Source organism: Desulfosporosinus sp. I2 (genome assembly GCF_000960765.1).
Taxonomy (GTDB): domain Bacteria; phylum Bacillota; class Desulfitobacteriia; order Desulfitobacteriales; family Desulfitobacteriaceae; genus Desulfosporosinus.
Window position 1 is genome coordinate 1 of sequence record NZ_JYNH01000062.1, and the last position, 26,405, is coordinate 26,405.

The window sequence follows — 26,405 nt, forward strand, 5'->3', positions numbered from 1 at the left end:
GGGCTGCCTGCAGGGCAAACAAGAAAGTTTCGACTTCTCCGCTCGGCGGTTCATACAAGGGTTTAAACCAAGATTCATAATTGGGAGCGAGAGTGCTGATAGCTGCTGAGGCTCGTTGATCAGCTCCGGCGAATTCGGCATCGCGTGCCAGAAAAAGGGGACCAAAGGCCAGTAAAACTACAATTATCAGTAATATCCCATTCTTGGCAATCGGTTTCATGCTTTCACCCCCTGTTTTCGGGTAGGTAACTCTTTTCCAGTAAATACTCCTAAAAATTGCAGCTCTTTTTGACTGTAAGCACTTAGAATATTAATGACCAAAACGGTAAGGATACCTTCGCTTATGGCTAAGGGAAGCTGAGTGAACGCAAATATGCTCATGAATTTTAGTGCGGAAGCCATCACTCCGCCCGAAGCAGCGGGAAAAGCTAGCCCTAACTGGAAAGATGTTGTAATATAGGTCATTAGATCCCCTAAAGTAGCTGATAGAAAAACCGATAGCCACAGGGGAGCTCCCAATTTCTTACAACCCTTATAGATACCATAAGAGACAAAAGGTCCCACAATCCCCATAGAAAACGTGTTTGCTCCGAGGGTCGTTATTCCACCATGAGCTATTAGAAGGGCTTGAAAGACTAAGACAATCATACCCAAGACGGTCATCGCTAAAGGTCCGAACAGAATGGTACCTAGACCTACGCCTGTCGGATGCGAACAACTACCAGTTACCGACGGAATTTTCAGGGCTGACAAGACAAAAGCAAAGGCTCCGGCCATACCGAGCAGCATCTTTAAACTGGGATGGAGAGTCACTGTTTTCTTAATGGAACGTACCCCAGCAATAACAAACGGAATCATAACAATCCACCAGAAGGCGGCCCAGTTAAAGGGCAAGAATCCTTCCATAATATGCATAGCATAAGCATTATTAGGAAAGACAATATAGATAGCTAAAACGTAGGCTATTAATAAACTGATCTTCTTAATCTTTCGTAGGGCCATAGAATGATCAACTCCTTTTCATTTAAAGGGAAACGTGGAATCACTTATCGGCACATTTTAATGGGGTTGCCAGTAAGTACCTAGATATTTACTTGGCATGGTTTCGTTTCTTGGATTCCAACGGCTTTGACCATAGAGAATCTTGATACTCATAGGTTATTGCGTATGTCAGAATTCACTGTTGCATAAGCCGTCAGAACATAGCTTAATATTACGTCTATAATATATAGGAGTGATAGCTTGAAAAAATTAGGAATCGTTTTTGCAACACTCGTCCTTGCATTAGTAGTGTCTGGTTGCTCTAATTCAGGAACAACTCAACAGGTAAAGCCACAAGAATCTAAGGTCGTGCAAAGTAATATCGTCGTCAGCCAATTTAGAGAGAACACTTCAGATGTTAAAGATTTGGATAGCTTTTTAGCGGCTGTTAACAGGGGGAAACAAGCAAAGCTTCAAATAAGGCAAACTACCGATGAAGGTGACCCTATTATTACAACTTTGGAATATTATAATGACCTTATTCGGTATACCTTTGACGACTCTCAGGATGGATTTGGGGGAACTAATAAGGGTATCCAAACGTCAGAGTATGTCAACGTAATTAAAGGGAATGAGAATGGCACATACCTTACCCTCATTGATAAAAATGGAGTCAAAAAGCAAGTGTATTTTTCTTCTAAATAGGGGTCAAAAGAACCCCTATTATTATGCCAAAAAAACAACAGTAAGCTTTAACATAACCAAAAAAACAAAAAAACCCTTCACCAATAGAAGGGTAAAAAGCTTAACCAGTATCAGGTAACCATAGTAATCCTGAAGACACAGGTATCCACCCCCTAACATTCCCGTAGGTAGTTGCGACTTCGGAATAAGCAGGTCTCCTGGCTCAAGATCTTCGTCAACTCACGTCTTCCCGGATATATCCCAGTGACAACGATATGAGTTAACTCCCTTGTACAGTGGCGGGCACCGCGTCAGCTTCAACTGACTTCCCTTTTCAATTCTTTCCCTCGGAAAAGAATCACTCATCCCTATATTTAATTGTCTTTTACTGTAACATAAAAAATAGCGTCTGTCTATTACCAAAATATATTTCAATATATTTCTGAGAGTTTAACTGGGCTGCCTCAAATTGATTGCAAAATCATTTTTTTTGATAGGGTTATACTCATGATTCATTTATTTTATTAGTAATCCAGTGGTTCAAAGTGGATGTGAACATTCTCCAATCGAGCCACATTGTTTTTCAGTTCGCTTTTAATATTGTTGGATATCGATTCCAGTTTATCCACAGTAAAATCGCCCCGAACTCCACAATGCAAAAACGTTGAAACCTTGTTCCCCTTGCGGTATAGCTTTATGTCATGGCAGTCTACATTGTCCCTTATTTTTAGGACTGCAGTTTTTATGTTATCGACAATATCCTGCTGTGTTTCAGTAATATCCTCAGTTTGTACCGCTTGCTCAGCTCGCTCAAAGTAAAGACTCACATTGTCAACATTGTTTATTGCCTTCTGAACCATGTTGCCAATCCTATGGGATAATTCATGGGAATCCTTTAGCGTTAAGTTTTCTTCCAGTTCTAAGTGTGCAGTAATCTTCTTTTTGCCTTCAAGTTCATAAACATGTATATTATGAACGTTTATACAATTAGGAATTTGGTTTATTAATTCCTCTAAAGTTCGGTTAAGACTTAAGTCAGCAATCCCGGTAGCATCAACAGGAAATGTGCTGACCACAATATCACACCTCGGTATTTTCTCTGAAATCTTCTCCCTGATTTCATGAACTGTAGTATGAACGCTTCTATGGCTTTGGTGTGGGTCAACGCCAACATTTATATCAATATACTGAACTGCTCCAGAAAGTCTGAGCCTGATTTCTGCAACCTGAATAACACTAGTGATTTTGCTGATCTCCTTTTCGATCATTTCTTTTATCCCGTCTGGTGCAGTATCTAACAAAACATCGATGGTCTCCTTTCCAAGCTTGATACTCACCTTAATAACAAGCAGCGCAACCCCCAAAGCCGCTACTGGGTCTGCGTACCTTAAAACAGGTATGTTGAAGTAATCACCTATCCACACACACATCAAGCCCACTATAACTACAGAGGAACTCCATATATCACTGCTAAAATGAAGTGCATCCGCTTCCAATGCCTGACTTCCATGTTCCTTGGCAGCCTTCTTCAACACTCTTACTCTTGAGGCATCAACAATGATTGAAATAATCATTGTTAATACACCCCACTGAATCCCGATCAATTCCACACCTTTGCCAAAAAACAACTTTTCCACTGCTTCATAAATAATCCATACACAGGTTATGAGGAGTAAAACTGTCTCTATAAGTGCTGAAAAGCTTTCTATCTTCCCATGTCCATAGTGATGCTTAGAATCTGCTGGTTTATCGGAAAACTTTACCGCAAAAAAGGTTATAAGCGCAGCACATAAATCCAACGCAGAATGCAATGCCTCGGATAAAATTCCTAAGCTGCCTGTAAAAACACCCACTACAGTTTTCATTAATGTGAGGAAAACTGCTGCAAAAACAGAACTCAAAGCTGCCTTTTGTTTATCTATAACCAAATCAGACCACTCCCATTAACTTATTGAATTAATAAATATCTTGATAAATTCAACTTGTTAATTATACTATCGTAAGTATTCAATTGATTCAACTGTGACAACCAGTATGTCATGTTCCTCCATTTTATATTTACTGATTTTCAGCATAGCACTTTCTATTTAAATGAAGGGAGCAGTATTTCTACCCGAACCCCTCCATCCGTTCTATTCGTAGTGGATATCTTCCCCCCGTGCTGATCAAGGATACTGTGCACAACAGATAACCCCAACCCGGTACCTCTTTCCTTCGTCGTAAAAAACGGATCATAAATATAGGGCATGTCGTCTGGTGAAATACCTGATCCGTCGTCACTGACGGCGAAACCTACAAAGCCAACTTGTCGAACTCCCTCCAGCTTAATCACACCGCCTTCCCCCTGGGCATCGATTGCATTGAGTAAAATATTCAGGATCACTTGCTTAATCTGATCCGGGTCTACTTCAACCACTTGCTCGTCAACCTGGCTTCGCGCTTGTTTTAACTCAATGTGGTGTTGCCCCAGGGCAGGCTGGATCAAGGAAACTCCTTCGTCCAAGAGTTTCCCTAACGCAATCCCCCCACGTACAGGCTCTTTAGGACGGGCAAAGGACAGAAACTCGCTCACCAGGCGATTTAACCGTTCACACTCTTCCAGAAGCACTCTACAGTATTCTGAAACAACTCGATCATCGACTTTTTCCTGGGCAAGTAGTTGGATGCTCACTTTCATGATCCCCAAGGGATTGCGTATTTCATGGGCTAACCCAGCACTCATATGCCCCAGCGCCGTTAAACGTTCCGTTTGCCGGATCTCACCCTCCAATCGTTCACGTTCCTGCCCTTCTTGCTTTAACTTCTCCACTAACTGCGTTTGAACTAGCAAAGCGAGCTGATGTTTGCGTGACGCCTTCCGTTCCTGTTCAGTCAAGAATCCTGTTAACCAGCCGATTACGTTTATCAAGCCTATTTCCACCCACTGTGTATACATTGCGGAGGGTGACATTGCCTGGAAAGACATCATCAACGGCAGGATGAGGATCGTAATAACCAAACCGGATATTATCCCACCAGCAGGGCCAAAACGCATGGCCGCATAAATCACTGGGAGGTAATACGCGAATTGCAATAGAATGTGATAATTCATTTCGTAATGGTAATTAGTGTAGTGAATGACTGTCAAAATCACTACAACAATCCCAATCGCGATAAGATCAAAGAGAGTCCGAGCACGATTTTGTGCAGAGGGTTCATGATTTAGCAAAAGAAGATCTCCTCCCTATCCTTTTATCCTCCCCTAAATACCCCTGTGGGGATCTATTCTTGTATTTTAACATATACAAGAGTAGGACAGGCGCTCATTGTAAGCTGCTTGTCCTACTCTACCCTTTTTTCTTTACAATTCCATGTTACAGTACATATTTAATAATCCTGTTCCTGTATTGATTAAGTTCTCAAGGCTAGCCTTTTTCAAACACCTTGCTTTCGACTAATTCGTTTTCATGACACGCATCGCGTTGATGACAGCAATCACCGTTACCCCAACATCAGCAAACACCGCTTCCCAAATAGTGGCTATACCTCCAGCACCTAAAACAAGTACGACAGCTTTAACGCCTAATGCGAAAAATATATTCTGCCAGACGATGCTTCGTGTCCTTTTGGCAATTTTAATGGCATTCACAAGCTTTGAGGGTTCATCTGTCATGATCACAATGTCCGCCGCCTCTATGGCTGCATCAGAACCTAGTCCCCCCATTGCCACGCCAACATCAGCACGAGCCAGTACCGGGGCATCATTGATACCATCTCCGACAAAGAGCAGCTTCCCTTTGGTCTGCTTTTGTTTTTCTAAGAGCTCCAGCTTCTCAACCTTCTGATCAGGGAGTAATTCAGCAAATACTTCATCAAGGCCCAACTGACGCCCAATCGCTTCTCCCACCAGCTTGCTGTCTCCGGTAAGCATCACTAGTTTCTTTACGCCAATCCCCCGAAGCTCTCTTACCGCTTTTTCAGCATCATCTTTTATCTCATCCGATATTACAATATAGCCTGCATAGTTGCCATCAATGGCTATATGAACCACTGTACCGGTTTCATCAATTACATCATAGGTTATATTTTCTTTCACCATCAGTTTTTTGTTGCCTGCTAGGATACGTTTACCCTTAACACTCACTTTGATTCCATGCCCCGAGATTTCCTCATAGTTCTCTATTTCGCTTTTATTTATTTCTTTACCGTAAGCTTTCAGGATTGAAGTGGCAATGGGATGGCTGGAATAGCTTTCAGCAAAAGCAGCATACTCCAACAGATTCTCCTCTGATTCACGACCAAGCGTGTAAATTTTTGTAACCTTAAACACGCCTTTGGTCAGGGTGCCTGTCTTGTCAAAAACAATAGTGTCTACATTATTTATGGCTTCAAGGAAGTTGCTGCCCTTGACCAGGATGCCACTTTTAGCAGCTCCGCCAATACCACCAAAGAAACCCAAGGGAATCGATATTACTAACGCACAGGGGCAGGACACAACAAGAAAAACCAAAGCCCTATAGATCCAATCTGAGAAGGTCGCACCTGTAACAACCAAAGGGGGAATAACCGCCATTGCTAAGGCAACAAATACCACGACTGGTGTATAGTATCTTGAAAATTTGGTGATGAACTGTTCAGTTGGAGCTTTCTTACTATTGGCATTTTGTACCAAGTCGAGGATTTTGGAGACAGTGGAATCTCCAAACTCTTTCGTTACCTCTACTGATAATAGTCCATTCTTATTGATGGTTCCTGACAGAATATCGTTTCCTGGTTCAACTTCTCTTGGCACTGACTCCCCGGTTATGGCAGACGTGTCAAGCATAGACATACCCTCAATCACCTTGCCGTCAAGGGGGACCTTCTCTCCCGGTTTTATAATGATAATATCTCCAACATTTATTTCCTCAGGAGCTACCCTCTTAATATCCTCGCCAACCTTTAGATTGGCATAGTCGGGACGAATGTCCATCAAAGCACTGATTGACTTCCTCGAACGGTTTACGGCCATAGTTTGGAAGAACTCGCCAACCTGATAGAAAAGCATGACTGCTACTCCTTCAGGAAATTCCTTGATTGCAAAAGCACCAATGGTAGCAACACTCATTAAAAAGTTTTCATCAAATACCTGACCTTTTAAAATATTTCGAACTGCTTTTAAAATAACTTCGCCACCGACTAATACGTAGCTTACTAGGAATATTCCAAACTCAGCCCAAAACGGAAACTTGCCTAAGATGGCGACAAAAAAGAGAGCTGCACCTATACCTAAACGTATAACTTCTGACTTGTTAATCCCTCCATCTTCCTTGCTGTCCTCTTTCTTGTCCTCGTTTTCAACCACTTTGATTCCTGATTCTATCTGCACAGCAATTTTAGATGCTTGCTCGACGACCCTAGGCAAGTCGCGTTTCTGGTCCACTTCAATGGTTAGTTTTCTCGAAACAAAGTCCACAGTGGCGGAACTCACACCATCAAGACTATTAACCTCTTTTTCAATCTTTGTAGCACAATTAGCGCAGTCTAATCCAATTAATAGTAATACCTTTTTTTCCTTTCGTGACAAAGCTTTGTCTTTAATGATAACATCAGGTTCAAGTTTATTAATTATTTGATTAGCTTGAATTAGCACATCCTCTTGATTTCCATTACTGTCCATGTTTATCGTAAGAATCTTGGTTACAAAATTCAAAGAAGCGCCGGAAACACCTTCAACCTTTTTGACTTGCTCCTCAATTTTAGCAGCACAGTTTGCACAATCCAGACCCTCTAAAATAAGCTCTTTCTTTGCCAGTGAACTCACATAATTCCCTTCTTTCTGAATCACTTTTATATTGCATCATCATGACTCAACTATTCATTAATATGGATTAATCCTTGGTCGAATATTTGCTTTATGTGTTCATCTTCCAATGAATAAAATACAATTTTTCCGTCTTTTCGATATTTCACCAGCCTTGCCTGCTTCAAAACTCTTAACTGATGGGATATCGCTGATTGGGTCATATTTAATAAAACAGCAATGTCACAGACACACATTTCAGCTTCGACCAAAGCCCAAAGTATTTTAATTCTTGTCGAATCACCAAAGACTTTAAATAGCTCCGCAAGGTCGTATAAGTTTTCTTCCATGGGCATTTTTGCCTTGACCCTATTTACGATCTCCTCGTGTATAACATTGCAGTTGCACCTATCCACATCATTCCTTTTATCAACCATTTAGATACCTCTTTTCAGTTAATTTCGAACACCTGAATACTTGAATACTTGTTCATACGTTTACTTGTTTAGTATATTTCTCTTTGCTGTATAAGTCAATATTTTTATCAAATAAAATCACCTTATGCTAGTCCAAAAACCACCGAACTCGCTGACAATCCCACGAACTAACAGCTGTGCTCGATCCTCGTTACTCCCGGGAGTTCATACAGTTTCTAAAAAAGTTGAGCATTGGGGTATCACTATTACGCTGGAATATCGACAAATGGACTATCTCTATTGCAATCTGCATGGAACAGCCCATTCTTTTCTAAAGTTTCTTAATGTTTTAGTCCTAACGCAAATAATTCAAAGGATTGGTTGTATCGCCGTTGACTATAACCTCTAAATGAAGGTGCGGCCCGCTAGAACGTCCAGTTGAACCCACCAGTCCTATCGTTTGGCCCTGAGAAACCGTCTGTCCTGCAGCAACAAGAAGCTTCGAGGAATGAGCATAACGTGTCATAATTCCGTTTCCGTGATCAATGAGAATACTATATCCATAATTCCCATTCCACCCTGCACTGATCACTTTACCCTTAGCAGTTGCTACATAAGGGTCACCTAAGGAGCCATTGATATCCAGAGCATTATGGAATCCTCCGTTCCTATATCCATAATAAGAATTAATTCTCCCTCTTAACGGCCAAATCAGACCGGATGAATTCTGTCCACTTCCCCGTGAATACGCAACAACTACCGGTTCACGTTTAGCCCCCTTGGCAACAACTTGGGGAGCTGATTCTTTTATAACCTTCTCGTCCAATATCGTCTTGGTTATTACCTTGTCATTCTTTTGTTCATAGGAATACTTGATTTCTTTTTCTCCGTCACTGCCTTCTTGGATTATTTTTGTTTGGCCGCTGGCAAGGGTTGAGTCGATTTTCGCAACTTCGTCGAATGGAATGATTTCTTTATCTGTCCGGGTCCCTTTACTCACAACAGTTAAGTACGGAGAAACCTTTTCTATGTTAATCGTTTGACCGGGCTTCAACACAGTGTCAACAGTTGCCCCCGGGTTAGCAGCTAAAACTTCACTTGTTTTCAGGTCATTTTTACGAGCAATAAGCCACCACGAGTCATTTGGTTGAATAATATAGTCTTCTTTCTGCACGTTTCCCTGCTTAAGCTTTTCCAGAGCCTGTTCATAGGTAATAACTCTTTCCGGAGAAACTCCTACTGAGTTTGTCCCTACCTCTTCCTGAAAGGATACGGAGGTAACCTGATTCGTCTCATCGGACTTAGCAAAAATCTCTTGATAAGATTTTAATAATTTATTGATCTCCTCCTGACTAGGAAGAAGAAAGATAGGATTATTAGCTACCGTTAGCTCAAATCCTTCAACATATACTGCTAATTTTTCTTTTAAATTCTCTTCAGAAAGTAGTTTATAGTCCCCATTCGATAGTCGTACGGAAGAATACTCAATCCTGTCATTAGTTTTAGCTGTAACACCTAAAGCGGATCCCTTATCAGTCAAGATCTTATCAATATGGTCTTTTGCACTACTAACATTGGAAACAATTCCTACCGTTTCCCCATTAATAATGACATACGCCGCCGAAGTTGTAGTCTGGTAATAATATGTCCCTCCTCCCAACATCAGCAATAATACCAACGAGCTTCCAATCACTTTCGATGATTTCCATGCTATTTTTTGTATCCATTGGGTAATGTGGTGTCCATGCATGTTAACCTTCAACCTTTTCATTATGTCCCTCCACTGTTGTTTTAGACCTGTTAACTGTAAGAATATTTAGATCAGAATTTAATAAATATCACTCGATCTAAAGATGCAAATTCAATAAATCCCTAAGTAACCAAAGACAACTTATCATAAAAATGAAAGATGGATGTGAAAAATCTGTGAACTCTTTGTATTTTTTTTGTACACCCAATACTATTAACCTGACAACTATCTAAATGTAACTTTCTGATAATACTTCACGGCAACTACCGAGAATTCTGGCCAAAAAGAGCCAGAGAAGCAGCAGGATCCATGGCAACATGACGAGAATAATAAGCAAGATGATAGCAAAGATCACTAGCAGGTAATTTATTAATGATTAAAGACGAAAGCGGTTTGAATTCAAATCAAACCGCTCTCTTATTTAGTGCATTATTCCACATTATCCGATACATAACCGATTTGATAGTTAATCTTGATTTATCCGATCTCTTCCATTTTACTTAAATCCCTTTCCATCTTGGTAAAACTTAGACCTTCAGATGGCAAAATTGAATAGATTTTAATATCTAGAGGTACTACAAAATTAGATGTGTAAATAAGATCCCCAGGAAAAGACCCGTAATGACGCTAGGAAAAAGATGAATTCTTCTGGTACGTTTTATTGCCTGGCCCAAGATCTCGTGCCAGGTAACCATGAAAATTGTACCAATTGCAATCCCAAAGAATATGGCTAATAATTTCGGATTAATTATTCCTAAGCTGGAACCTAAAAAGGACCCTAGACCGGCTGGAAGAGCTACAATGCTGGCTGTAAGAGGAATGGAAATACGGCTAAGCCCACTGAGTGCCAAGGGGAGTAAGATCGCAAAGCCCTCCGGGAAATTATGTAATAACATTGCTGTAGCTATATCTAAACCGATCTTGTCATAGTTAACTAAACCGATTCCCATGGCAAACCCAACTGGTAAATTGTGAATAGCTACCCCTATCGCGAGTAGTATTCCGGACCGAATAAACATTGATTTACTCGGGTTGTCAGTAATAATCACGACTTTATGAAAAAAAAGCTCCAAACGGATAATTAGGATAATACCCATGATGATACCTATTCCAGTAGCAATTAAACCACCTGTACTGACGCTTTCAGGCAACAGTTCGAATGTCAGAAGAGAAAATATAACACCCGCTGAACAAGCTAGGATTAGTCCTGATATCCTTTCGAAGTATTTTCCCAATCCGTAAGCCACTATGCCACCTAGGGCAATACCCGAACCACCAACTCCCAATCCCATCAAGGTTGAAAATAACTGACTACTCATCAAAGCATCTCCTCCTATGGTAATTGTTTTACACACTAGCTTTACGCCTTTAGGTGTCGTGGGGTTAGCTAGATCAAATGAATATTTGCTCATATGTTAAGATAACAGTTATCGATTTAAGTAACAAGTAGTTACTTGTCCTTTTTCTAACTTAATTTATTGCTCATTTTATCTAGCGGGCAAATACTTTTATAAGAATATATGTTCATATATTCATAAATTAATTATAACGTCATAATACATTATTGAGGAGGTGAGCTGGAAATGCTTTATACGCATTAACGTTACTCAAAACGAAAAACATCGTATCACCCTTTAGCCCCTCGCTATGTGCGGTGTTTATTAACTTCTCTCATTCTTACGGTCAATACCTTCAATTTTCTCAGCACAGTCAAATCTGTTGAGCTATAACCCTCCGCCTATTAAACTTGAAAGTAATCATCAGTAATTCTACCGTAATAATTGTGTCATCAAGTGGCGGTAGGACCATTATTGATTTTTTATAGATAGCTTGGAACGTTAATCTTTGATAAGAGGTGGAAGTTTATGTCTAATCGGTGGGGACGTCTGACGCACGACTTAATCCGCCAAAATATACTGATCTTTTTTAGTAGAGAGCAAACACGGGAAACCCGCTTAGAGTTCTAAGGAGATGAAGCTTATGAAACCGCTCAATAACCCAAATTTAAACTTTTATCCTTACATTCTAATTCTTGGTTTTGGATTCGTCTTATTAATTTGGCTTTTTAGCACCAATGTTTCAAAGGCTTTTTTTACTATAACACCGATCAAAGGCTGGAATACAATAGATCCTGACGTCACTACAAATGGCAACACCTTACGCGCCTTAACTTTACTTCAAACGAAAAAAGGCTATTTAACTCCCACTACCCCCTTACCCAGTTTGGTATTTAATAAACCCTCTAACTATTACGGTAAATACCTTCAGTTTTCCGGCAATGTTAAATCGGTTCAGCCATTTTCTCCAACAAGCAAGCTTGAAAGTATAACCATTGGGAGTTCATCTGAAATAATTGTTTTGGCAAATGACGGAAGAACTATAATCGATTTTTTTCTGATCGGTCGCAATCAGAATTTCTCTCTAGGAGCCCCCATAACGTTTTATGGTTATTCCTCAGGAATTCGATATGTACAGGATGCCCAAGGCTTTGTTACTCCAGGGCTTGTTCTCATAGGTAGCTTGCAACGCTAAATTTATGATGGAAGGTGAAGATAATGTCAAATCAATGGGGCAGTATACCGAGAGTCAGGAAGCGCCAATCGATAGGAAAATTGGTTTCAGTTATTGTACTTTTTGGCATCATAACGTATTTATTCTTCCCTAAATTTATTAATAAGATGTATTCTTTAATCAACCCAACCTATGAAGCAACGAATTCTAGTGACTATAGCCTTCCTAAAACAAATAATTCTTCAGCTCTGCAATCACCCACATATTCCATGCAAAATTCCCCCAGCACCTACAACGTATCTAGTGACAAGAAAAGTGAAGTAACAACTGGATATTGGCTGCTCTTTGTAGTAAATGGTCAGATGAGTCAACTTTCAGCTGACGTTGAAACAACTACTTTTATCCGACAGTTGATCGAAAACGATCGTAAAAGTACAGGTAATAATACACTCTTTCTGGTCGAGAATGGCCGCTTCCGTCAATACATGGTCAGTAATGAAGTCTATTCGGTTGTATCTAATCTATCGATCATAGATACCAGAGTGTCTAAGGGTTCGACAAATTCGAATCTAAATAGTTCCTTGAATTCAAGTCTCAATGCTTCTGGAAATCTCAATGTTCCTAATAGTTTAAGCCCGAACAATTCTGTGAATTCGAGTTCTTCTGCTCCGCCATCGGCCAATCAACCACCCTATAATTCGTCTACCAATACAAGCCCAAATAGTTCGATCAATTCGAGCTCCAATATTCCCAATAATTCAGGCTTAAGTGTTTCTCCAGATTCCACACCTAATCCCTATCAAAATTAAAGGAGGAGGTTTATGCAAAACCAGAGAGGGCGTATACCCTATGGGATTAAACAACAAGAGATAGGTACTTTAGTTTTTGTCATAGCGATTATAATAATATTCTACCTTGTTTATCAATTTTTTTTCAAAGGGGGTTCTTACGCTCTGCGCTCCTCCCTTGCTGCAACAAGTCAGATATACCAACCTAGCACTTATCCAACTAATAATTTGAATGCATATAGCTATCCAAGCCCAAGCTCCTCTAACATATATGATTCTTCAACATTTAGTTCATTTGATTATTCTAACCAAAATTCTCTCACGACTTCCGAAAAAAGTGATATCCTGACAGGCTATTGGATATTATTTGATAATAACGGAGTAATTTCTCAATTTAACTTAAATGCAAATGATTATGCCTTTATACAACGGTTAATTCAAAATGACAACAAGGGGATTCCGAAAATTAAAATTTTCTTAGTTGAAAATGGACGAACGCGTAAATATATAGTCAGTAACGAACTATATTCAATTATTACAAATATGAATTATATTCTTGACTCAAGGATTGTCAATAATTCGGTAAATTCATCAACCAATGGTTCTCCAAATACCCCCCAAAATTCTTATCCCAATTCATCGGTTCCTAATACCTATCCTAATTCATCAATTCCTAATTCCTATCCTAATTCATCTAATTCAAATTCCACTAACAACCAGGGTATTAAACCCTAGTTATTTTGTAGACATTAGCCCCAGGAACAAGGAAGCTTTTGTACCAGACCCCCCAGCCGGACTGACCCATATTCCAATCATTATTATTGCTCCGGCGGGCATTTCCGGAGTATTAGGTTTTAAGGGAAAATGTGTTACCAACTGATCCTTAAAAGGATTTCCGATAACCACTCTAAATACTGGGATCATAAATTGGGGATTTTTACGGTTATGACGATTTAAACACTTAACATAAAACACGGGAAACCCTTAACGGGTCCCCCGTGTCCACTCTACATATGGCTCAATTTAAAGCGAAGTCTTACCACATTCCTCCATAGTAACCGCCTCCGCCTCCGCCTCCGCCTCCGCCCCAACCACATCCATAACCGTAACCGTTGCCATAACCTGGAGCATACCCAGGAGTTGGTGAAATCTGACCCTGTTGTTGGCTAAACTGTTGACGATATTGTGCAGTGGCGTCGATGTTGGCTTTAGTGGCATCTGCTTGAGCCTTGGATATCTCTCCTGCCTCAGCATATTTGTCCACGATCTGCTTTTGAATCTCTGTTATTTGTTTGTTGAGTGCTTCGAGTTCAACTTTTTGTTGATCCGAAATAGCAGCATATGCAGGAACAGCAACTAAAGCGAGGATAAATACTAAAGAAAGAATAACCAATAACCTTCTTTTCATTTCTTTCACCCCCTTACCAAGAATAACTTAAACACAGTATAACCAAGTTATTTTACAGAAAAATCACAACAGATTAACATTTTTGTAACATTTCGGTCTCTCAAGAAATTCTGTCCCCTTCAATATTTATACAGCTGCTTTTCTTCCTTTCTGATTTTTTATATAAGAAATAAACATTGGTGTAAACAAAATTACAATCAGCCAATTAACAATAGAAAAGTATACATTGTAATAACCGTTCTTACTTCCTACTATTAATCCTATAATTACATTTAATATAGCAAATATAAGATTGAGGAAGCCAAGAATTCCAACCAAGCTTGCTCCCTTTTTAGGATGCTTAATACACGAGTTATAATCAGAATTCAAATCAAAGGGCCCATCTTTTGATTTCTTCCTGAAATAAAACCATCTCGAATACGTACCGACGCATTCAACGCCTGTTTCCTCCATTAATTTAATATATGCTTTACTTTCGGGATGTGAGGGTAATTGATCGAGAAGTTCAAGCTTGTAGATATATTCTCCAGGCGTCCCTTCTTCAAATAAATATCTTGCAAAAGAGTAATCAACAAAATTTAACCCCTTTGCAGTCATATCATTTAGCCATTTTTCTTCTTTTTCAAAGTTGATAAACAGTTTTCTTACTACAGATTTCACAGCACATCCCCCTTTGCTAGGATAGTTCGTGGAGGTGGCAGCACCGGCCACACCTACTGCACCAATACATAGGAATATAAACCTTTAAGAATGCCAGCGGCGACATTGCTTCTAAATATTTGATCTTGTAGACGTTTTTCCTCAGTAGGGTTTGAAATGAACGCAACTTCGATCAAAACGGCAGGCATATGAGTTTTTTTAATTGTATTGTAGTCAGCCTCTTGGACACCTCTGTTATTTGTGTTTAATACAGGAGCGAGAGCAGCTTGAATAGCATTGGCTAATTGTAAGCTTTCGTTACTTTTTGGGTTATCAGAATTAAAAAAGTCATGGTGCCTGATTCATCAGGTGAAGAATAAGAGTTACAATGAAGACTAATTAAAAGGTCCGCATTTTGACTATTAGCAAGGTCAACTCTGCTACCTAAATCACTTTTTACTGTAAATGGCGAAACAGGAGAGTTGTCACCGGATCTCGTTAAAATAACTTTAGCACCAGCTTGTTTTAGGGTACTAGATACAACAAGTGCTATTGCCAAAACATCATCTTTTTCATATGAACCACTTGGCCCGATAGCTCCGGCATCCGGCGTTCCATGTCCTGGATCAATAACAATAGTTTTATTCGCTAGAAAATTTTGAGGATCTGAAGACGGATTTGTTGATCGACTAGGTTGAGAAGGCAATGAAGGAAAGCTTTTGTGATTTTGTGGATAAGCAGATGACTGGTTACCGTTAAGGATTCCTTGAGCATTTGAACTTATCGCTCGATTATAGACCAGGGATCTGATCTGCTGAGCTTGTATCACTACTGAAAACAAAAAGACCCCTAGTACAATAAATACAATTGCCAACCAAAGTTTACTCACTAAGCTATTTTTTAATGACCACTTAATTCGAATTTGTAACCCACCCCTCTAACGGTCTGAATAAAGTCACTGTGACCCACCTGGCTTTCGAGTTTAGACCTTAAACGATTGACGTGTGTATCAACAGTACGGGAATCTCCGCAGTAATCGTTTTCCCAGACCATGTTGAGAACCTTATTGTTCAAAGCACCTTCCCCCATCATCCTTTGCTTGATTGGAAAAATGTATTTTATAACTCCATTTTATTATGCCGATTTACCAGCACCACCAATCCTTATAACCATTATTCCAGCCATTATTACGAGGACTATTATACCAATAATATTTAGGCTGATTCTTAGGATTCGTCGGACTGTACCATGATCCACTCGCATCAAGGTTAGTCGGTTGCCTAATATCCGGATTAGGTTGGGCTTGGTAGGGGCTAGCAGTAGGGGCTAGCTGCCGAGGACGGGGTGTCGCAAATGCTCTTGATAGAAAAAAACCTGTAACCAATAGAGCAATAACAATAAATATCAATAATGCCTTCTTCTTCATTGTAGTCCCTCCATTTTCGATTCATAAATAGATTCTACCTTAAGAGAATTACATGAAGTTAACAGATTTTTAACATTTTTGTTAAAATACCCTGTCCTAGTAGAAAACATATTATAAGCTAAGAATATTTAATTATTTACTTGAGTATTAAGTAAAAGTATAAAAACATTCAGATTAACAAACGAAGGAGGAAAGTATGGTAATCAACGCAACTCTGTGGGCCGTCTTTTTAGCTGGTATGCTCTCTTTTTTTTCACCGTGTATGATACCCCTGCTGCCCGTCTATACTTCACAGATATCTACTGCTATTTTGGAAAACAAGGGGCATTACCGTTCTGGTTTTGGTATTTCACTGCAGGTTTTCATCTTTATCATCGGATTTATACTGGTATTTGTAGGCCTTGGTACAGCATCCGGCTACCTTGGTAAAGTTCTAAATATCAATCAAACTATGTTATTAAAGGCTGGCGGCATCTTTGTGACACTCATGGGGTTAAACCTCCTTGGTTTGCTTACAATAAATTTGCCGACCAGGCAAAAGATTACCCGTCGAGATGTGCGCAAAAATAATTACATAACATCTTTTTTCCTGGGCATATCTCTGGCCGTGGTGTGGACCCCCTGTGTGGGTCCGATATTGGTCTCTGTTCTGACTATGGCAGCTACCACCAATTCTTCCATAGCGGGAAGCGTATTATTAACAAGTTATTCACTGGGAATGGTCATACCCCTGCTGGCTCTGTGTCTGATGTTTGACAGATTTCCCAGATTACAAAGGATTTTAAAGAAATATTCCGGCATTAGCCTTAAAGTAAGCGGGCTGTTCCTAATTTTGCTGGGGTTGTTAATGTATTTCGACAGGCTGCAAATATTAACGAATGTTTTCTAAGTAGAATTACTTGTAAGTACTAGGACTATTCTATGCAACTTCATTCTGCTCTCTCTTTTCAACGTTGTTTACATAGTATAAAGTTATCATTTTATCCCACGTCACAGATTCTTAAGGGTAAAAGAATAAACTGAGCAATATTAGTTACCTATTCCTGAGCTTTTTTCAAGGAAAAAAGAGCCTTTCACACTTAAAGGCGAAGTGTGAAAGGCTCTTAAAACTAATAATATTAACCTTCATCCCAGCAAGAGTTAGGCTAGAATTTAAGGAAGGTAAAATACGCAAGGACAATAATTCCAAGCACAATTCTGTAATAACCAAACGGTTTGAAATCCCTTTTGCTTACGTAATTCATGAACCCAGCAATGACTAGCCAGGCCACAACAAATGAAACAATCAACCCAACAGCTACAACTAGGAACTCGTGTGGCGTCAATATAGAACCGCTCTTGAATAAAGTGTAACCAGAAGCGGCTACCATAGTAGGAATTGCCAAAAAGAAAGAAAATTCTGCGGCAACAACTCTAGAAGCGCCTAAAAGCATTGCTCCGATAACGGTTGCTGCTGAGCGTGACGTACCAGGAATCATTGCCAAACACTGAATGAGACCGATTAATAAAGCCGTTTTATAAGTCAGTTGTTCAACTGAGGAGATTCGATTCAGAGGTTTCCTCTTTTCAATGTACACAAGAATTATCCCACCGACTATGAGGGCAAGTCCTACAACGGTCGAATTAAACAAACGTTCTTGTATGTATTTTCCTGCTACGAATCCTATACCAAGTGCAGGAATCACGCCAACAATTGTCTTTTTCCATAGGTCAAAAATTCTATGATTTTCCGATAGATAGTTACGACCCGATGGAATAAGTCGTTTCCGAAAGTAAACGACCACCGAGAGAATAGCCCCTAGTTGTATAACCACATCAAACATTTTCGCGAATTGTTCAGTGAACCCAACAAACTGGCTAACAATTATCAGGTGTCCCGTAGAGGAAATGGGGAGAAATTCGGTAATCCCTTCTACAATTCCTAAAATCAAGGCACTTAAAAGATCGTGCAAAGTATCATCTCGTTTCTTAAAATAGTCTGCTATGTTGATAAAAGCGGTCGGTTTATACCGACCGCTTTTACTTGCTTTATACTTATTAATATTTTGTCTAAAACAGAATCACCAGCAGCCGTAATATCCTCCATTTGTTCCCCACCCGTAACTCTGCCCAGGGCCATATCCTCCGGGGCCAAACCCTGAACCGTATCCAGGAATGGGTGTCGAAGCACTGTTTTGCTGGCTATATTGCTGCCTGTACTTTTCTACTGCATCGATATTGGCTTTGGCTACGTCCGCTTGAGCCTTGGTCATATTGCCCGCATCGACATATTTATCCACGATTTGTTTTTGCAATTCGGAAATTTGCTTATTTAGAGCATCAATCTCCGTTTTTTGTTGGTCATTCATTGCTGCAAAGGCTGGAACTGCCATCAATGCTAGGACAAAGACTACCATTAAAACTAAAAGAATCTTTTTCTTCACTGAATTTCCTCCTTCTAATTTCTTGAATTCAGTTTACCCTACGTTCATCTCAACAAGGTTACAGATTCTTAACATTTTTGTTAAAATTAAATTATTTATTTTTATTTCCTCTCTTTTTAAAAACTTATTGTAATGATTCAAATCATTACCTAGAACCAGCGTAACTTCTGTTAGCTGTTCTTATGTAACGCAAAAATAACAAAACTGTGACAATCCTGTAACATTCTACACCCATAATGGGAATAGAATGTTTTTTTCTACCCCTCGAAACTGTTTTAGTTTTACGAACTACTAGTAAGTGGAGTGATTAAGGTGCAAGAACAAGTTTTGAGAGATACCTTAATATCAGCCAAGAGCGGTGATCCTCTCGTACGAGAAGAACTTATAAGATCTCATAAAGCATTTATAGCTAGGGTAAGTTCCAAAATCTGCAGTAGGTATTTAACCTGGGATAATGACGATGAGCTCAGCATTGCTCTTTTAGCTTTTAATGAAGCGATTGACAGCTTCGACCCTCATGGAGGCACTTCTTTTCACAGTTTTGTTCAAATGGTGATCCGCCGAAGATTAGTGGACTATTTTCGCAAAGAAGGCAAGCATCAACATCTTTCCCTCTCGCCGATGAACCTAGAAGATGAAGAGCTGAGCCGCTACGATCTTGATACTTCCCTAGAACATTATCAAGAAAACGAGAACCAAGAGGTCTTTGCGCAAGTCGTTGAAAACTACGTTCGTGTGCTCTGTGACTATAACGTGACCTTAGATGATTTAGTAAAAGTCTCCCCGAAACACAGTGATAGCAAGCAAACTCTCACAAGGGTGGCCTTGGTTTTAAGCAATAACCCTGGTCTTATGGCGCTTCTCAAAACACATAGACTTTTACCCATCAAAGAACTTGAGGTATTAACCGGCGTAAAACGCAAAGTCCTGGAAAAAGGGCGAAAATATCTTATCGCCTTAGCCCTCATCCTATCCGAACCAGATTTTTATCCGCTAAAAATATTCATGCAGCTTCCAGAAGAACCGGGAGAGAAGGTGTAGCAAAAATGAAGAAAACCAAAGGCATTGTGATGCGGACTTCGCCAAAGGTTACTGTCATCTTCACGGTAAAAGGCGACTTTTTAGAAATTCCTACTCCTCAAGAGCCACCTGTAGTAGGTCAAACAATTGAAGTCAATTTAAACCCAAAGCGTTTATTTGTGTTTCATAATTCCGCTTTGAAGTATGTAGCCACAGCAGCCGTTTTATTACTTGTTCTGAGCATCAGTGTTTTTTCCCTCTTATTCATTCCGAATATGGCAGTAGCGTCGGTCGCTCTAGATATTAATAAAGGCATGGAGTTATTGATCAACAAAGAGGGCAAAGTTATTAAGGTGCAAGATGTCAATGGTGGTTCAAGTATATTGGAAGGAATATCCATCAAAGGGCTGGACGTGTATCAAGCCGTTGATTTAATCGTGAAAAACGCCAACAACCAAGGAACGCTAAACGAAACTCAAAACCTGGTCTTAGCCAGCGTGGTACCGATAAATAAGTGGGGAAACCAAATTATTGATACCGAAAAACTTCGAAACTCCATCCGTGATGAAATGACTCGCAGCAACCTGTCCGGAAGTGTGGTTGTCGGTCAAACGAACCAGAAAATCCAACAGGAAGCCAAGCAACAGGGCATGACGGTTAACAGTTATTTAATATATGATCGATGTGAAGAGAAAGGTATAGCTGTTCAACCTGATACCCTCCGTAATAATGCCCAAAAAGCTCTGGTAGATGCGAATGTTAGTGTAGCCACCCTTTTCCCTGAAGAAAGTTACGAGGTAAAAGCACAAAACTGGAAAGGTAACTCCAATGATACCAAGAAGGAGCCAACTGTTCAAAATGGCCCAGAATACAAACAACCTTCAACTATGAAATCAAACCCTACAGAGAACCATAGTTATACGGACCGTTCCGAGAACCAAAACTGGTCATCTGGCAACAACTCCAGCAACTGGAGTGCACCTAAAGCTTCCAGCAGTCCTCCTGTAAATCAACCTCCGCAAGGAACATCCCCTGATTGGAGCAAACCGAGTTCCAGCCAAGTCTCCCCTAGCAACAAGATGCCGGAAAGTTCCACACCGCAACAACCTACGAACCCTTCCTATAACGGAGATCGGGATTATAAAAATCCAGATACGGAAAAGCACGACTATTATAATAATCAACCCCAGTCCAATTGGCGCCAGAATTCGGGTGAGCAGTCAACGTGGGATAGAAATGGTTCATGGTAACTTAAACTATGCGAAAAACCCTTTTTATACATTTTCTTTCTTGACGCTTGCCTCAACTTAACGGGATAATCTTGCGGAACTTTCCACCTGGGGACTGTTCAGGCGGTTCCTCGGCACGCTCAACTGTAACATGGCCTAGCTTGTGCTCACAATAACGTCGTGAATATAACGCCCATCGTCTGGATAGCTCGAAACACCTAAGGAAACATTAATATGTCAATTGATTTTTAACACGATCAAAAATATAAGTGGAAGTCGGATTCCTGTATGTCAGGGTAATCCATCTTCCACTTCTTGATGTAAAATATTTCTAACGAGTCAAGGAATGCCCGTGAATAAAATAACAGTATCCGCCGAACTCCATCCTTTATTTGATGTCGAAATTGATGTATCTATTCTATCGTTTCCAGCTAGTCGTTGAACCGAGTAGGCATGGGTATCTGCGTATGAAATTTGTGGATTTGACAATATTGCTACTGCTAAAGCTAATAGTATTAGTACTTTCTTCAACTGTTTCACCTACCCTTATACTTCTAACCCACGATATGAATACATTAAAATAGAGGCTAACTGTTACGCAACACGATAGCCTCTATTGTATCAATTACCTTTAAACACCGACTGTACCACTTCTTCTTTATTCAACTTACCAGCCCCAGTTTCCGTTATAACCGTTTCTGTTATAACCGTTTCCATAATAACCGCATCCACAGCCGTAACCGTAGCCGTAACCATTGCCATAACCATAAGCAGGAGCCTGCTGTCCAGGTTGACTTGGGTCTGCTGGTTGTGCCGTCCAGTACGCTTGCGGCGCTGCGGAGGCAATAGGTGCCCCTACCGTGAGTAAAGCAACACTTACAAAAAGTACTTTGGCTAGTTTAGATAATTTCATTCTGTTCCCTCCTTTCTACGTTGTTAAACAAAGTATAGAGTTGTTATTTTACGCCCATGTCACAGATTCTTAACATTTTTGTTAAATAGTCTGGTATGTCTATCATTAAGCTTGTTCAGATGATGGCAAGTAAAGAGTGAAAACGGCTCCCGGCCTGGTCACTTTATTAATGTTGATGTTGCGTGATGCCTTCCGTTCCTGTTCAATCAAGAATCCTGTTAACCAGCCGATTCCGTTAATCAAGCCAGTTTCACCCATTTTAAATTCTTTTAAGCTATTTCCTGTCCGGTTTAATTCCTACAAGTCGAATGCCATTTAGGGTCACCAGTATGGACGCACCCATGTCTGCCAAAATGGCAAGCCAAAGAGTTAACCACCCTGGGAACACCGCAATGATGGCCACGAGTTTAATGAATAGAGAAAATCCAATATTTTGTTTAATTATTTTAAGAGCCGCTTGGCTTAAGGCAATTGTAAAGGGCAGTTTGGTTAGATCATCTGCCATTAATGCTATGTCAGCTGTCTCAAGGGCCGTATCGGTTCCTGCTCCTCCCATGGCTATCCCAACAGTAGCAGTCGCCAATGCCGGGGCATCGTTAATTCCATCGCCGACCATCGCAACGGCTCCATATTTGTTTAGAAGATTTTGTACTGCACTAACTTTGTCTTGGGGGAGCAACTCTGCCTTGAATTCCTCTATACCCACTTCTTTAGCGATAGCCTGAGCTGTAGCATCGAACATTACCGATATAAACCGGTTTACCTTGACTGATTCCTTGAGCCCCATGTCCGGTTATTGAACTAAAGCCTTCAATCGGTTCAGGTACTATCCCCTTTGATTTGGCTTCGTTCACAATGGCCACCGCTAAGGGATGTTCCGAACGTATTTCTAGATTTGTAGCCATTTGGAGAACTTCTTCATTAGAATATTCGTACAAGGCAATTATGTCTGTTACAGCGGGTTCTCCCTTAGTCAAAGTACCAGTCTTGTCGAATGCTATGGCCTTAAGCGATCCAGCTTGTTCCAGGTAGGTGCCGCCTTTAATGAGAACACCGTTGCGTGCCGCGTTTGCTAATAGCACTGACAATTGCTACCGGCGTTGATACTACAAGGGCACAAGGACATGAAACCACCAACAATGCTAGACCACGATAAATCCATGGCTGCCAAGCATAACCCAAGAACAAAGGAGGGAACAGTACAATAGCCACAGCTAACGCCAGCACGATAGGTGTATAAATCGCCGCAAAACGCTCCACAAAGGCTTGAGCCGGTGCTCGCTTAGTTTGTGCTTCTTCAACCAAGTGAATAATCTTAGCGATTGTAGTGTCCTTGACGAGTTTAGTAACTCTTATCTCCAACGCTCCGTGCGTATTTAAGGTTCCAGCATACACATCGTCTCTTGGACCCTTTTCCACCGGAACAGATTCCCCAGTAATCGAGGACTGATTGATCGCCGTCTCACCCCAGATCCGCAGTTCCTTCAACCGTTAATTTGCCGGTAACAGTGTTTAATCTAGCCCCGGACACGCCGGGGAGAGCCGCCACATTTTTTTCAAATTTAGCGGCACAGTCCATTCAGTAATTCCTTCGACGCGAAAACCGAAAGTGTCAGTCATTTTCTTTTACACTCCTTACCTTGATCATTTCACTTACTAGGTTCCCAATATGTTGATCAGCTAGTCTATAGTAAACGAGTTTGCCATCCTTTCTGTATTTGGCTAGGCCCATGTGGTTGAGCAACCGAAGATGATATGATGCAGCCGCTTTAGTACTGTTGATCAAAGCAGCAACGTCACATACGCAAAGTTCAGCCTGGCTGAGTGCATAGATAATTTTTACACGGGTATCATCTGCTAGGGCCTTAAAAATATAGGCAATACCTTCGATCCGGTTTATGTCGGGCTTGAGACGATTTACCACATCTTCATGGATACAATTGACTTGGCAAACAGGTGTATCCGACATTTTTATACCCTGTGACTTAACCATTTATTGACCTCCCTTTTACAATCAAATAATCCCTTGACTATTATACTATATGTTTACAAAAATGTTAATTTCCTTATAACCTATCGAAACATATTTCTTTCATATTCCCAAAGCGATGGATATAAAAAAGCTAGAGCGTTGTAGATATAGTGGTTATTATTTTACCATTGGATTATATTGTCAGACAAAGGTTAGTAGCACTTTCTATTTTCTTACATAGTCTATTTCAGAATCACCCCTTCAAGTTAGCTACGGCTAACCCATACTTCAATTCACTGACAATTCTTCTTAGTCTTTCAAATCCATGAAATCTTTAAAGGCTTGTTGCCATGACGGATTCCCTTTCATAAACTCCACCAGAGTTTCGATGGCATTGATCGTTGCCGTTGAAAGGTAGTGTTCCATAGCTTCAGCCTCAGCAGCAAAGTTACATTTGCTACATATTAGGGCAAGAAACTCCTGTAGCAATTGGTTTCTCGTTACTAAGTAGTACCCAAATTCTTTTCCTTGATCGGTAAGCTTGATCTCTCCATATCGTTCGTACTTTATGTAACTCTCATCTCTCAATTTATAGAGGGCTTTGGTTACTGATGGCAAAGCAACGTTAAGCTTTTTACTGATGTCTGTAACCCGAACCGTATCAAGCGATAAAGAAAACCGATATATCTCCTCTAAATAGTCCTCCAGGCTAGGTGTTAGCATGTCCGACACTTCCTTTGCTTCACCTTAGTTCCCTATGTCCATTTTGAGTTTAGAACTCCTTAGCTGGAAACATTAAGAGCTAAAATCGTTCTCACCCTATAAGTATGCTGTTTTAGTTATATCAGTATATTCTTTCAACATGCTCTATGACTCTAATTTAATGAAAGTAAAACTGGAGGTATAAACATGAGTGAAGGTTTAAACGTATCTCAAACATCACTAACTTTGCCATTACTTAAAGATACATGGCAGGTAAAAACAAAAAGCTTGTTCAGATTTTTAGGTCCTGCGTTTATAGTAAGCGTTGCCTACGTCGATCCAGGGAACTTTGCCACAAATATTAGTGGAGGTTCAGTATTTGGTTATAGTCTAATTTGGGTAATTCTTTGGAGTAACCTAATGGGGATTTTTTTACAAAGTATGTCTGCAAAATTAGGGATCGCTACGGGTCACAATTTACCGGAAATGAGTTCAAAAGTATTCTCCCGTAAAACTAATTGGTTCTTTTGGATTGAGGCTGAATTCGCTGCCATGGCTACTGATTTAGCTGAGTTTCTTGGTGGAACATTGGGATTGTATTTGTTATTTGGAATCCCTATGATTTATGCTGGTCTCATCATAGGCGCACTAACTTTCTTAATAGTGTACATGGAGAAATATGGGCAAAGGGTAGTCGAGTGGATTATTGGTACATTAGTGGCGGTCATAACTATTGCTTACACTATTGAAGTATTTTTGGCTAAACCAGATTGGGCACAAGTAGGTATCCACACGCTAATTCCGTCCCTTCCCAATGGCGAAGCAGTTTTAATAGCGGTTGGAATGCTCGGGGCAACGGTAATGCCTCACGTAATCTATCTTCACTCTCAACTGGTTCAAGCTAGAAATAAAAAGGATGATACTGAAGAACAAAAACGCAAGCATTTACGTATGGAACGAATCGATATTACCATCGCCATGAATATAGCGTTTCTAGTCAATGCCGCTATGGTTATTGTAGCCGCAGCAGTATTTTTCAGAAACGGCATAGCTGTGGATACGATTGAACAAGCGCACAAATCATTAGAACCTCTTCTTGGAACACTGTCCAGCGGAGCTTTTGGGATTGCTTTGTTGGCATCGGGTTTGTCGTCCTCAGCAGTGGGTACTATGGCTGGGCAAACCATTATGAAAGGCTTTGTTGGCTTGAGTATCCCCATCAATATCCGAAGATTAATTACTATGACCCCGGCTTTGATTATCATAGCTTTAGGTGTTAACCCCATGTATGCTCTAATAATGAGCCAAGTTGCTTTGAGTTTCGCCCTTCCATTTGCCATTGTGCCGATGCTGCTGATCACTAGTCGTAAAGATTTAATGGGTAGCTTAGTCAACAAACCTCTGACCAAAATAGCAGGTTGGATTATTACAAGTCTTATTGTTGGTTTAAATGCAGTTCTGCTTTACCTGACTTTTACCGGTAACTCCTAAGTGGCTCTCCTAGGTTTAAGTAGCAGGAAAAAGCATAAGCAAAAGGGCTGGGGGCATACCCCGGCCCTTTTGAAAAATAGATAGGTGAAACTGGGCAGCCTCAAATTGTTTCAGCCCAGTTAACGTATTCGGTAGATTTTACCAATCATAGCCAGATTGGTTCCTGACCTATGATTCCCACCCATATTAGTATTATGGTTATCGTTGGATTAGTGTAATAACCATTTCCGTTCATACTATTTGTGCTTTTAGTCGTACTGGCAAATAGATCCACCAGAGCTCATATTTGAT

The 26,405-nt window shown here is 40.3% G+C and carries 28 protein-coding genes, 3 pseudogenes and 1 riboswitch; of the genes and pseudogenes, 9 read left to right on the forward strand and 22 right to left on the reverse strand.

Features of this window, described 5'->3' with window-relative positions; genetic code table 11:
* Together UF75_RS14425 and UF75_RS14430 are read right to left on the reverse strand one after the other, a co-directional pair.
* The coding region (locus tag UF75_RS14425) for an energy-coupling factor ABC transporter substrate-binding protein (RefSeq protein WP_045575301.1) at positions 1 to 220 on the reverse strand (220 nt) is incomplete at its 3' end.
* A complete protein-coding gene (locus UF75_RS14430; protein WP_156146446.1) occupies positions 217 to 1,002 on the reverse strand; it encodes an energy-coupling factor ABC transporter permease in 786 nt (261 codons plus the stop codon). The genes UF75_RS14425 and UF75_RS14430, both read right to left, overlap by 4 nt.
* Positions 1,003 to 1,055: 53 nt before the next feature.
* Between UF75_RS14430 and UF75_RS30110 the strand changes: the two are divergent.
* Positions 1,056 to 1,191: pseudogene (locus UF75_RS30110) on the forward strand (IS1595 family transposase); the annotation flags it as partial.
* Positions 1,192 to 1,242: 51 nt separating this feature from the next.
* Positions 1,243 to 1,686, forward strand: coding sequence for a DUF4362 domain-containing protein (locus UF75_RS26305; RefSeq protein WP_052693266.1), 444 nt, complete (start codon positions 1,243 to 1,245; stop codon positions 1,684 to 1,686).
* A gap of 169 nt (positions 1,687 to 1,855) precedes the next feature.
* A riboswitch (cobalamin riboswitch) is annotated at positions 1,856 to 2,046 on the reverse strand.
* A gap of 143 nt (positions 2,047 to 2,189) precedes the next feature.
* On the opposite strand, the gene UF75_RS27170 is transcribed toward UF75_RS26305, so the two are convergent.
* The 6 genes from UF75_RS27170 to UF75_RS14465 all read right to left on the reverse strand — a co-directional run bounded on the left by UF75_RS27170 (position 2,190) and on the right by UF75_RS14465 (position 10,911).
* Positions 2,190 to 3,593 carry a cation diffusion facilitator family transporter gene (locus UF75_RS27170; protein ID WP_045575302.1) on the reverse strand — a complete coding sequence of 468 codons (1,404 nt, stop codon included), beginning with the start codon at positions 3,591 to 3,593 and terminating at the stop codon, positions 2,190 to 2,192.
* Between the two features lie 155 nt (positions 3,594 to 3,748).
* Positions 3,749 to 4,873: an ATP-binding protein gene (locus tag UF75_RS14445; protein WP_045575303.1), complete on the reverse strand. Its 1,125-nt coding sequence runs from the start codon at positions 4,871 to 4,873 to the stop codon at positions 3,749 to 3,751.
* A 225-nt stretch (positions 4,874 to 5,098) separates the two neighbouring features.
* A complete protein-coding gene (locus UF75_RS14450; protein WP_045575324.1) occupies positions 5,099 to 7,438 on the reverse strand; it encodes a heavy metal translocating P-type ATPase in 2,340 nt (779 codons plus the stop codon).
* 59 nt (positions 7,439 to 7,497) lie between these two features.
* Positions 7,498 to 7,863 carry a metalloregulator ArsR/SmtB family transcription factor gene (locus tag UF75_RS14455; RefSeq protein WP_045575304.1) on the reverse strand — a complete coding sequence of 122 codons (366 nt, stop codon included), beginning with the start codon at positions 7,861 to 7,863 and terminating at the stop codon, positions 7,498 to 7,500.
* A gap of 334 nt (positions 7,864 to 8,197) precedes the next feature.
* The gene (locus tag UF75_RS14460; RefSeq protein ID WP_045575305.1) at positions 8,198 to 9,613 is read right to left on the reverse strand and encodes a M23 family metallopeptidase; all 1,416 of its coding nucleotides are present in this window, start codon (positions 9,611 to 9,613) and stop codon (positions 8,198 to 8,200) included.
* Between the two features lie 554 nt (positions 9,614 to 10,167).
* Positions 10,168 to 10,911 (reverse strand): ZIP family metal transporter, encoded by a 744-nt coding sequence (locus UF75_RS14465; protein WP_045575306.1) that lies wholly within the window; start codon positions 10,909 to 10,911, stop codon positions 10,168 to 10,170.
* A gap of 661 nt (positions 10,912 to 11,572) precedes the next feature.
* On the opposite strand from UF75_RS14465, the gene UF75_RS14470 reads away from it, so the two are divergent.
* The 3 genes from UF75_RS14470 to UF75_RS14480 are packed head-to-tail and all read left to right on the forward strand — an operon-like array spanning position 11,573 to position 13,626.
* The gene (locus UF75_RS14470; RefSeq protein WP_045575307.1) at positions 11,573 to 12,124 is read left to right on the forward strand and encodes a hypothetical protein; all 552 of its coding nucleotides are present in this window, start codon (positions 11,573 to 11,575) and stop codon (positions 12,122 to 12,124) included.
* Between the two features lie 23 nt (positions 12,125 to 12,147).
* Positions 12,148 to 12,912, forward strand: coding sequence for a hypothetical protein (locus tag UF75_RS14475; protein ID WP_045575308.1), 765 nt, complete (start codon positions 12,148 to 12,150; stop codon positions 12,910 to 12,912).
* A gap of 12 nt (positions 12,913 to 12,924) precedes the next feature.
* Positions 12,925 to 13,626, forward strand: a complete 702-nt coding sequence (locus UF75_RS14480; protein ID WP_045575309.1) for a hypothetical protein — start codon at positions 12,925 to 12,927, stop codon at positions 13,624 to 13,626.
* Here UF75_RS14480 and UF75_RS14485 read toward each other — a convergent pair whose 3' ends face one another.
* The 6 genes and pseudogenes from UF75_RS14485 to UF75_RS14505 form a co-directional block, all read right to left on the reverse strand.
* A complete protein-coding gene (locus UF75_RS14485; protein ID WP_045575310.1) occupies positions 13,627 to 13,866 on the reverse strand; it encodes a hypothetical protein in 240 nt (79 codons plus the stop codon).
* A gap of 61 nt (positions 13,867 to 13,927) precedes the next feature.
* Positions 13,928 to 14,299, reverse strand: coding sequence for a YckD family protein (locus tag UF75_RS14490; protein ID WP_045575311.1), 372 nt, complete (start codon positions 14,297 to 14,299; stop codon positions 13,928 to 13,930).
* A 126-nt stretch (positions 14,300 to 14,425) separates the two neighbouring features.
* Positions 14,426 to 14,959 (reverse strand): DUF2812 domain-containing protein, encoded by a 534-nt coding sequence (locus UF75_RS14495; protein ID WP_052693268.1) that lies wholly within the window; start codon positions 14,957 to 14,959, stop codon positions 14,426 to 14,428.
* A 280-nt stretch (positions 14,960 to 15,239) separates the two neighbouring features.
* Positions 15,240 to 15,812: an N-acetylmuramoyl-L-alanine amidase gene (locus UF75_RS26315; protein WP_052693270.1), complete on the reverse strand. Its 573-nt coding sequence runs from the start codon at positions 15,810 to 15,812 to the stop codon at positions 15,240 to 15,242.
* Between the two features lie 26 nt (positions 15,813 to 15,838).
* Positions 15,839 to 16,006: pseudogene (locus UF75_RS27180) on the reverse strand (winged helix-turn-helix domain-containing protein); the annotation flags it as partial.
* A 76-nt stretch (positions 16,007 to 16,082) separates the two neighbouring features.
* Positions 16,083 to 16,364, reverse strand: a complete 282-nt coding sequence (locus tag UF75_RS14505; protein ID WP_045575312.1) for a hypothetical protein — start codon at positions 16,362 to 16,364, stop codon at positions 16,083 to 16,085.
* 196 nt (positions 16,365 to 16,560) lie between these two features.
* Between UF75_RS14505 and UF75_RS14510 the strand changes: the two genes are divergently transcribed.
* Positions 16,561 to 17,253 (forward strand): cytochrome c biogenesis CcdA family protein, encoded by a 693-nt coding sequence (locus UF75_RS14510; RefSeq protein ID WP_045575313.1) that lies wholly within the window; start codon positions 16,561 to 16,563, stop codon positions 17,251 to 17,253.
* Between the two features lie 256 nt (positions 17,254 to 17,509).
* On the opposite strand, the gene UF75_RS14515 is transcribed toward UF75_RS14510, so the two are convergent.
* Both UF75_RS14515 and UF75_RS14520 read right to left on the reverse strand, forming a co-directional pair.
* Complete coding sequence (locus UF75_RS14515; protein WP_045575314.1) at positions 17,510 to 18,316, reverse strand: undecaprenyl-diphosphate phosphatase; 807 nt, start codon at positions 18,314 to 18,316, stop codon at positions 17,510 to 17,512.
* A gap of 108 nt (positions 18,317 to 18,424) precedes the next feature.
* Positions 18,425 to 18,787 carry a YckD family protein gene (locus UF75_RS14520; protein ID WP_045575315.1) on the reverse strand — a complete coding sequence of 121 codons (363 nt, stop codon included), beginning with the start codon at positions 18,785 to 18,787 and terminating at the stop codon, positions 18,425 to 18,427.
* A gap of 312 nt (positions 18,788 to 19,099) precedes the next feature.
* Between UF75_RS14520 and sigI the strand changes: the two genes are divergently transcribed.
* Entirely contained in the window at positions 19,100 to 19,828 is a 729-nt protein-coding gene (gene sigI, locus UF75_RS14525; protein WP_045575316.1) for an RNA polymerase sigma-I factor, read from the forward strand.
* A gap of 5 nt (positions 19,829 to 19,833) precedes the next feature.
* Positions 19,834 to 21,057 carry an anti-sigma factor domain-containing protein gene (locus UF75_RS14530; protein ID WP_045575317.1) on the forward strand — a complete coding sequence of 408 codons (1,224 nt, stop codon included), beginning with the start codon at positions 19,834 to 19,836 and terminating at the stop codon, positions 21,055 to 21,057.
* Positions 21,058 to 21,657: 600 nt separating this feature from the next.
* On the opposite strand, the gene UF75_RS14535 is transcribed toward UF75_RS14530, so the two are convergent.
* From UF75_RS14535 to UF75_RS14550, 6 genes and pseudogenes are all read right to left on the reverse strand, one after another.
* Positions 21,658 to 21,882, reverse strand: a complete 225-nt coding sequence (locus UF75_RS14535; RefSeq protein ID WP_156146448.1) for a hypothetical protein — start codon at positions 21,880 to 21,882, stop codon at positions 21,658 to 21,660.
* 172 nt (positions 21,883 to 22,054) lie between these two features.
* On the reverse strand, positions 22,055 to 22,207 hold the full coding sequence (locus tag UF75_RS28285; RefSeq protein WP_156146450.1) for a hypothetical protein: 153 nt from the start codon (positions 22,205 to 22,207) through the stop codon (positions 22,055 to 22,057).
* Positions 22,208 to 22,223: 16 nt separating this feature from the next.
* Positions 22,224 to 23,422: pseudogene (locus UF75_RS27185) on the reverse strand (HAD-IC family P-type ATPase); the annotation flags it as partial.
* Entirely contained in the window at positions 23,412 to 23,528 is a 117-nt protein-coding gene (locus tag UF75_RS30730) for a heavy-metal-associated domain-containing protein (protein ID WP_082075157.1), read from the reverse strand. The gene UF75_RS30730 and the pseudogene UF75_RS27185, both read right to left, overlap by 11 nt.
* Before the next feature lie 33 nt (positions 23,529 to 23,561).
* A complete protein-coding gene (locus tag UF75_RS14545) occupies positions 23,562 to 23,942 on the reverse strand; it encodes a metalloregulator ArsR/SmtB family transcription factor (protein WP_045575319.1) in 381 nt (126 codons plus the stop codon).
* Between the two features lie 288 nt (positions 23,943 to 24,230).
* Entirely contained in the window at positions 24,231 to 24,644 is a 414-nt protein-coding gene (locus UF75_RS14550; RefSeq protein ID WP_045575320.1) for an iron dependent repressor, metal binding and dimerization domain protein, read from the reverse strand.
* A 186-nt stretch (positions 24,645 to 24,830) separates the two neighbouring features.
* On the opposite strand from UF75_RS14550, the gene UF75_RS14555 reads away from it, so the two are divergent.
* Positions 24,831 to 26,114 (forward strand): Nramp family divalent metal transporter, encoded by a 1,284-nt coding sequence (locus UF75_RS14555; protein WP_045575321.1) that lies wholly within the window; start codon positions 24,831 to 24,833, stop codon positions 26,112 to 26,114.
* The last annotated feature ends 291 nt before the right edge of the window (positions 26,115 to 26,405 follow it).